This is a genomic window from Candidatus Defluviilinea gracilis, assembly GCF_057138825.1.
This window is the reverse complement of sequence record NZ_DBNHEF010000044.1, coordinates 1-7,263: the sequence shown is the minus strand read 5'-3', so window position 1 is coordinate 7,263 and position 7,263 is coordinate 1. Positions and strand designations below refer to the sequence as shown.

The window sequence follows — 7,263 nt, the reverse complement described above, 5'->3', positions numbered from 1 at the left end:
GTGGCTTCGCGACTACCTCTACATCTCGCTGGGAGGCAACCGCGGCTCGACGCTCGCCACCTACCGCAACCTGCTCCTCACCATGCTCCTCGGGGGGCTCTGGCACGGCGCCAACTGGACGTTCGTCATCTGGGGCGCGCTACATGGCGTCTACATCATTTTGAATCATTGGATCGAACCCCGCTGGACTCAATTGGGCGATTCGGGATTCGCAAAACGATTCTCCTCCCTCCACAACGGTCTCTCGCTTCTTTCCACCTTCGGGCTGGTCTGCTTTGCCTGGATCTTTTTCCGCGCTTCGACTCTCCCCGACGCGCTCTACATCGTCACCCACCTCTTCAGCGGATGGTCAGGCTTCGTACGCCAAACTTCCAGTTTGGCACAAGAGGTCATCCACTCTGGCTTTTGGGTGTTCGTAAACGGGCTTTTTGCATCCTTGAACGACCTCACCGAACTGACACGCTCAGAAATTACGTTATCGGCTCTCGCTCTCATCCTCCTGCTTTACATTGAGACCAAGCAACATCGCGGAGATTTTCTCGCGCAGTTCAATCTCAAACAACCAGCAATCCGCTATATCGGCTACTCGTTATTGATTGTCATCATTCTGGCGTTAGGAACTTTATACACTGGCGTCGAACAAGCCTTCATCTACTTCCAATTCTAAAATGACTGAAAAAAGCGACGTATTGAAATTACTAAAACATGCGGCTCTCGTTGTCGTATTGGTTGTCATTTTAATTTCGGCAATCTTCATCGCCACGCCTCCTGACGACAAGCATCTCTACCAAGCCAGCCTGCTCAAATCGAATCTGCTCCGCACCGTCCCTTCTCCGCGCATCATCATCGTCGGCGGCTCGAACGTCGCTTTCGGCATAGACAGCGAGTTAATGGAACAAGAACTCGGCATCCCCGTCATCAACGACGGCTTGCACGTCGCATTAGGCATCGCGCCACTGAACGAAATAAAACATGATCTTCGAGCAGGCGACATCGTCATTATCAGCCTTGAATACTACAACTTCACCGACGAGGCGTCGTTCTACGGTCAACCCCAATATCTGGCAGACTGGGTTGAGTTCTCGCCAGAGCGGATTTGGTACTTGCACGACCCCTACAAGCAAATGCCGTCCATTTTCACAATGATGCTGGAGCGCAAGGTCAACCGCCAGCTGAATTATTATCTCAACGGCTTCTCCTACGAATCGGGACGCAACTTCTACTCTGGCGACCTCTTTAACGAACACGGCGACTTCATCGGTCATCTCGATGAAAACGGAAACAAACAGTTTGAAATCGCCGACTCGGTCTACCCTATCAACTTGATCGAGAACGCTTATGTGTTTTTAGAGGACTTCAATCAATATGCGTTGTCGAAAGGTGCGACAGTCTACTATGAAGCGCAGGCGCATCGCCAGACGAATTGCGAACGGACGGGAAAGAAAAGCCTCGACAGATTCTTTAATCGTCTAAAAACAAAGACCACGATACCCCTGCTTACAAATCTCGATCAACTCTGCCTGCCTGATGATTATTTTTACGACACGCCGTATCACCTCAACCAGCAGGGGCGCAGGGTTCGGACAGAGCGGTTGATCGACAGTTTGAAAATCGCCCTGGGATTGGAATGAGACTGTCACCATCACCCCGATTCGATATAATCGATCCTACCAAGCCATATCGTCAACACAGCAGAAACATCTGAAAGCCTCAAAGGAGAATACCATGTCAGACTTCAGCAAGATCGACGCCTATCTCGAAAAGAACATGGACAAAAGCATCGCCGAATTGTCCAAACTGGTGGCGCAACCCAGCATCAGCGCACAGGGTGTTGGACTCAAAGAATGCGCGGCGATGGTCGCCGACATGCTCCGCGCGCGCGGTTTTTCAGCGGAGGTCATGGATACCAAGGGCGCGCCGGTGGTGTTCGGCGAGCGGAAGGGCAAGTCGGATAAAACGCTGCTGTTCTACAACCATTACGATGTGCAACCGCCCGAACCGCTGGAACTGTGGGAGACCCCTCCCTTCGAACCTTCCTTGCGGGAGGGAAAACTTTACGGGCGCGGCGTGAGTGACGATAAATCACACATCACCTCCCGGTTGTTCGCCCTTGACGCGCTTCTCGACGCCGACGGTGAACTGCCTTGCAATGTCAAGTTCATTATCGAAGGCGAGGAGGAAACATCGAGCGCGCACTTGCATGATTTTATCCGCGCGAATAAAGAGAAACTCAAAGCCGACGCGTGTATTTGGGAATTCGGCGGCGTGGACCACCGCGAAGTGCCCATGCAATATCTCGGGTTGCGCGGCATCTGTTATGTTGAGTTATCGGTGGAGCGACTCAGCACCGATGTTCACTCCGGGTTGGGCGGCTCGATCTTCGAAAACGCGGCGTGGCGCTTGGTTTGGGCGCTATCCACGCTGAAGGGCCCCGATGAGAAGATTCGCATCCCTGGTTTTTACGACGACGTTCGACAACCCACCCAACGCGACCGCGAAATGATGGACGCGCTCCCGGATGTGGCAGATGAATACAAGCAACGCTACGGCGTGAAAAAATTCATCAAGGGGCTGACGGGCGGAACCGACCTCAAGATGGAAGAAGTCTTCGTGCCAACATGCACCATCTGTGGGTTGACGAGCGGATATCAGGGTCCCGGCGCGAAGACAGTTCTGCCCGCGAAAGCCTCCGCCAAGGTGGACTTCCGCCTCGTGCCCGACCAGAAGCCTGAGGACATCGTAAGGAAACTTCGCGCCCACCTCGACGCGCAGGGGTTTGAGGATGTGCGCATCGACTTTTTAGGCGGCGAGCCGGCCGCGCGGACCGATCCAGACCACCCCTTCGTGCGAACCGTGGTGGAAACATCCGAAGAAATATATGAATTCGCCATGGAGATCGTCCCGATGATCGGCGGCTCCGGTCCGAATTATCCGTTCGTGCATGACCTGGGTTTGCCGGTAGCAACTGCCGGGTTGGGGCATCCCGATACCCGGGCGCATGCGCCAAACGAAAATATTCGGCTGGATCTGTATCTCAAACACGCGCGGCACATGGCGCGGCTCTTGAAAAAATTTGCCGAGTAGGCGAACACGCAAAAAATAGGCGCATCGTCCTAAGGTTGCCAGGAAAGGTTTTATTGAGTCTTCATAGCCTTTGAACCTGTTGCGCCGTAGTTGCACTGCGGCGGCAGTACAACTGCCCGCCAACTTCGTAAGTCCTGGTTATGTTAGAAATATGAATATGACCTAACTCACTCCGCATTGGTGACGTTCTTTTTCTTCTCAAGGCATATAATGAGGTTGGGTGAAAAACCCAGAAACGGAGGCAACATGTTAGTCGGTGAACGAATGTCTCGCCCTGTGATTATGGTCTCGCCGGACGCGCCCATCAATGATGTGCTTGCGATGTTTCGCAAAGAACACATCCGTCGCGCGCCGGTGGTCAAGGATGGAAGGCTGGTTGGCATCGTTTCGCAAACGGACTTGCTGAACGCCTCGCCGTCCCCGGTCACCACGCTGAGCGTGTGGGAGATGAACTATCTACTGAGCAAAGTAACGGTCAGCCGCGTGATGAGCAAAAAGGTGCGCACGGTGAGCGTAAGCACGCCCATCGAAGAAGCCGCCCGCATCATGGCAGACTCGAAGATCGGCGGCTTGCCGGTGATGAACGACGGCAAGTTGGTCGGCATTATCACCGAAACCGATTTGTTCAAAATTTTCCTCGAGATGATGGGCGCGCGCCAGAAAGCCACGCGCATCACCGCGACCATCCCCGACAAGCGCGGCACGCTGGGGAAGCTGACCAAAGCAGTGGCGAACGCGGGAGGAAATATTATCTCGCTCGGCATGTTTGCGGGTCCCGACGCCGATTCCAAAGTGGTCACCTTCAAAGTGATCGGCATGAAGAAAGACGCCATTCGCCGCGAACTGGGGAAGTTTGTGAAAAAGTTTTGGGATATTCGGATCAGTTAATGGGCTGGCGTGACGCAACCCAACCGCAGAGACGCGGAAATGCTGAGGATCGCCTGAGAGGCTTCCAACAGGTCCCCCACTCCGCGCCAAAAACGCGCTGAAAACAACAAACCGGCTCAACGCCGGTTTGTTCTTCTTGCGGGAGAGTTTCCCTTCAATTCTGCCACCTCGCGCGGATCAAGCGCGCGCCATTGTCCGGGTTTGAGATTTCCGAGCCGCAGTTCGCCAATGCGGATGCGTAAAATTTTCACCACCGGCAAGCCCAACTGCTTGCAGGTTTCGCGGATCTGCCGCTTTCTGCCCTCGCCCATCACCACGCGCACCCACGCGCCTTTTCCTTGACCGGTCTCATAGCGGGCGTTGACCGGCTGGGTCTTGTATCCATCTTCGAGAATGACGCCTCGCTTCCACGCTTCGAGTTGTTTCTCGTCCGGACGCCGCGCCAACAGGACGCGGTATTCTTTCTCGTGTCCAAAACGCGGGTGTGTGAGGCGGTTGGTTAGGTCGCCATCGTTGGTCATCAACACGAGACCTTCGCTTTCAAAATCCAACCTGCCGACAGGGTAGAGATGTCCTGGCGCATCCACCAATTCGCGCACGGTCTTCCGATCGTCTTCCCTCTCCTTTTCCACTGTGGATAGCACATTGCGCGGCTTGTACAAAGCGATGTACGTTAATCGCTCGGCGGCGGCGATGGGTTTTCCATCGACGGTAATCCTGTCCACAGCCGAATCAGCCTTCCCGCCGAGAGAAGCGATCTGTCCGTTGACGCGGACACGTCCCGCGGTGATGAAGTCCTCGCAGGCGCGGCGCGATCCGTATCCAGCCTGCGCTAATATTTTTTGAAGGCGTTCCTGCATGTTAGTTTTATCCTGATATTTGGAATATAATTTCGACATTATATCAGTCGGCTGTGAAAGGATATCCCATGAAAAACAACCCGCGCATAATCTGTCTGCTTTTGCTTGTGTCCGTTATAGCGGCTTGCGCAAGCCGTTCGGCAACCCCCGCGCCCGCCACCAGCGCGCCGACGAGCGTGTTATCGACAACCATTTGGGATGAATTGCTGTTAGCCACGCCGTACCCGCACGCATTTCCATTGCCCGAGGCGACCGTGTCTGATCTGGATGGCGCTTTTGCCAAGTTAGACGAATCGCCGCCGCAATTCTGGACGTGCTACCGTTGCGCGGATTATCGCCCCGCCGGCGGGATCTGGCGTCTGCAATTCGACAAAGGCACGATGCGAATCTTTTACCAGATCACGAATTGGACAAGCATCGCATCATTTACTGTGGAGGGCGACCGCGTAAAACTGTTCAACGACCCCCTCTGTCCGCAGGATGTCGGCGAATATCAATGGAGGGTTGAAAACGGGGAATTAAATTTCTCAGTCGTTGAAGACGGTTGCGCTTTCGACCTGAGAAAGGAAAACCTGACGAAGCAACCGTGGAAATCTTGCGGCGTCGGCAATGAAGTGGCAGGCTGTTCCGACTCGACAATTCCGCCGAATGAAATTGCCGCCAACCTGCCCGTCAGCGTGACCATCCTGCCGGGAGATAGTCATTACTTTGATGTTCGCCCCGATGTGTTTGTGGCGGCGAACGATCAAAATGTCGCCTCGCCGGAAGGGATTCAACTGCGGTATCACGAAAATAGCATCCCTTATGGCACGCATCGCGTGTTGTGGTGGAAAGGCGATTGGTTGGAAGCGACAACAGAACTTCCATTCACCTCGATTGGCGTGCAGTTTTGGGGGTCGGGGTATCTTGGCTCGGCGCGCGTGTTATTCGATGGCGTGGAAGTGTGGCGCGGTTCGACCGTCTCGCTTGGCAAGTCGCTGGCATACTTTGGAGGCTACATCGAAATCACCGGGTTCAAGCCGGGTGAGCACACCATCCGCGTGGAAAACCTGGGGATCGATTACCGCCCGGTCAAGGTCTATGCGTTTGGGTTCAGCAACCAGCCGGCGCATAAATAGGTCGGTGTCGAATTTCTTACAAGGAGCCCGCATGTACACGACTGACATGAACGAAGGCATTCATGCCGAAACTGTGACAATGCTCGGCGCGAACGGAGACCGCATCAACGCGTTTCTGGCGCGTCCGCTCGGTGACGGGAAATTTCCCGCGATGGTGCTGGCGCATCACATGCCGGGCTGGGACTTGTTGTATCGCGAGTTCACGTACAAGTTCGCGCATCACAGGTATGTGACCATTTCGCCGAATCTGTACTTCCGCGCGGGGCATGGGACGCCCGAAGACGTGGCGGCAAAAGTACGAGCGGAGGGAGGCGTGTCGGACGAGTCGGTAGTCGGCGATCTGGCGGGCGCGGCAAAATATCTCAACACGTTGCCATACGTCAACGGCAGGATCGGAATCTTCGGCACGTGTTCAGGCGGACGTCATGCGTATCTCGCGGCATGCCGCACAACGGAGTTCAACGCCGCCATTGATTGTTGGGGCGGACGGGTCGTGATGACTCCCGATCAGTTGAACGAGAAGACGCCGGTCTCGCCGCTGGCTCTCACCAAGGACTTGTCGTGTCCGCTGCTCGGCATTTTCGGCAATGACGACACCTCGCCTTCACCGGAGCAAGTCAACCAGCATGAGGCTGAATTGAAGAAGCAGGACAAGACGTATGAATTCCATCGCTACGACGGCGCGGGTCACGGATTCTTTTATTACACCCGCCCCGCCTATCGTCAAGCCCAAGCCATGGATGGCTGGGAGAAAGTTTTTGCGTTTTGTGAAAAGCATCTTTCATGAAAAACCCGGTGGTTGAGTAGCCCGAGGCGACAGCCGAGGGCGTATCGAAACCACAGGTACGCATACAAACCTTTGTAGCAAAAATTGCTTTACGGACTGGTGGTTTCGATACGTCCCGCGATGCTTCGTCTTCGTGGCGCGAACACCACGCGCCACTCCGCTCAGCACGCGCGGGGCTACTCAACCACCGAATATGAATGGACAAAGAGTTCACCATGTGCACCATGATCGTCGAAAAAGTGAAGATTGACGGAAGCGGCAAAGGCGCGAGCGGATGGTTCACGCTCAACGGAGCCAACGTCTCATACGACCATCCCTTCAATGCGCCGATGGAACACGCGCTGAACATTGACTTCGTGAACGAATCCAAAGGACCCTCCGCCCGCGTGGCAGTGGAGTTGAGCGAGTTCGCGGCGCGGGAGTTGGCGAGGACAATTCTGGAGGTGTTGAATCAGGCAGAGGCGGGCGGGCATTTGGAAGAAGCAAGAAAATAATTGAAAGTGGATGTACAATCGACGCAGACGCG

At 54.9% G+C, this 7,263-nt stretch carries 8 protein-coding genes; 7 read left to right on the top strand and 1 reads right to left on the bottom strand.

Going from position 1 to position 7,263, the window contains the following annotated elements:
- From AC16KF_RS05420 to AC16KF_RS05405, 4 genes are all read left to right on the top strand, one after another.
- Positions 1 to 667: MBOAT family O-acyltransferase (locus AC16KF_RS05420; RefSeq protein ID WP_484036280.1), on the top strand; the 667-nt coding region annotated here is incomplete at its 5' end.
- Position 668: 1 nt separating this feature from the next.
- Positions 669 to 1,631 carry a hypothetical protein gene (locus tag AC16KF_RS05415; protein ID WP_484036279.1) on the top strand — a complete coding sequence of 321 codons (963 nt, stop codon included), beginning with the start codon at positions 669 to 671 and terminating at the stop codon, positions 1,629 to 1,631.
- A gap of 94 nt (positions 1,632 to 1,725) precedes the next feature.
- The gene (locus AC16KF_RS05410) at positions 1,726 to 3,084 is read left to right on the top strand and encodes a M20/M25/M40 family metallo-hydrolase (RefSeq protein ID WP_484036278.1); all 1,359 of its coding nucleotides are present in this window, start codon (positions 1,726 to 1,728) and stop codon (positions 3,082 to 3,084) included.
- Between the two features lie 264 nt (positions 3,085 to 3,348).
- Positions 3,349 to 3,972 (top strand): CBS and ACT domain-containing protein, encoded by a 624-nt coding sequence (locus AC16KF_RS05405; RefSeq protein ID WP_484036277.1) that lies wholly within the window; start codon positions 3,349 to 3,351, stop codon positions 3,970 to 3,972.
- Between the two features lie 116 nt (positions 3,973 to 4,088).
- Here AC16KF_RS05405 and AC16KF_RS05400 read toward each other — a convergent pair whose 3' ends face one another.
- On the bottom strand, positions 4,089 to 4,832 hold the full coding sequence (locus AC16KF_RS05400) for a pseudouridine synthase (RefSeq protein WP_484036276.1): 744 nt from the start codon (positions 4,830 to 4,832) through the stop codon (positions 4,089 to 4,091).
- A gap of 68 nt (positions 4,833 to 4,900) precedes the next feature.
- On the opposite strand from AC16KF_RS05400, the gene AC16KF_RS05395 reads away from it, so the two are divergent.
- The 3 genes from AC16KF_RS05395 to AC16KF_RS05385 all read left to right on the top strand — a co-directional run bounded on the left by AC16KF_RS05395 (position 4,901) and on the right by AC16KF_RS05385 (position 7,231).
- Complete coding sequence (locus AC16KF_RS05395; RefSeq protein WP_484036275.1) at positions 4,901 to 5,950, top strand: hypothetical protein; 1,050 nt, start codon at positions 4,901 to 4,903, stop codon at positions 5,948 to 5,950.
- A 31-nt stretch (positions 5,951 to 5,981) separates the two neighbouring features.
- The gene (locus AC16KF_RS05390; RefSeq protein ID WP_484036274.1) at positions 5,982 to 6,737 is read left to right on the top strand and encodes a dienelactone hydrolase family protein; all 756 of its coding nucleotides are present in this window, start codon (positions 5,982 to 5,984) and stop codon (positions 6,735 to 6,737) included.
- Positions 6,738 to 6,934: 197 nt separating this feature from the next.
- The gene (locus AC16KF_RS05385) at positions 6,935 to 7,231 is read left to right on the top strand and encodes a DUF6295 family protein (RefSeq protein ID WP_484036273.1); all 297 of its coding nucleotides are present in this window, start codon (positions 6,935 to 6,937) and stop codon (positions 7,229 to 7,231) included.
- Positions 7,232 to 7,263 lie beyond the last annotated feature (32 nt).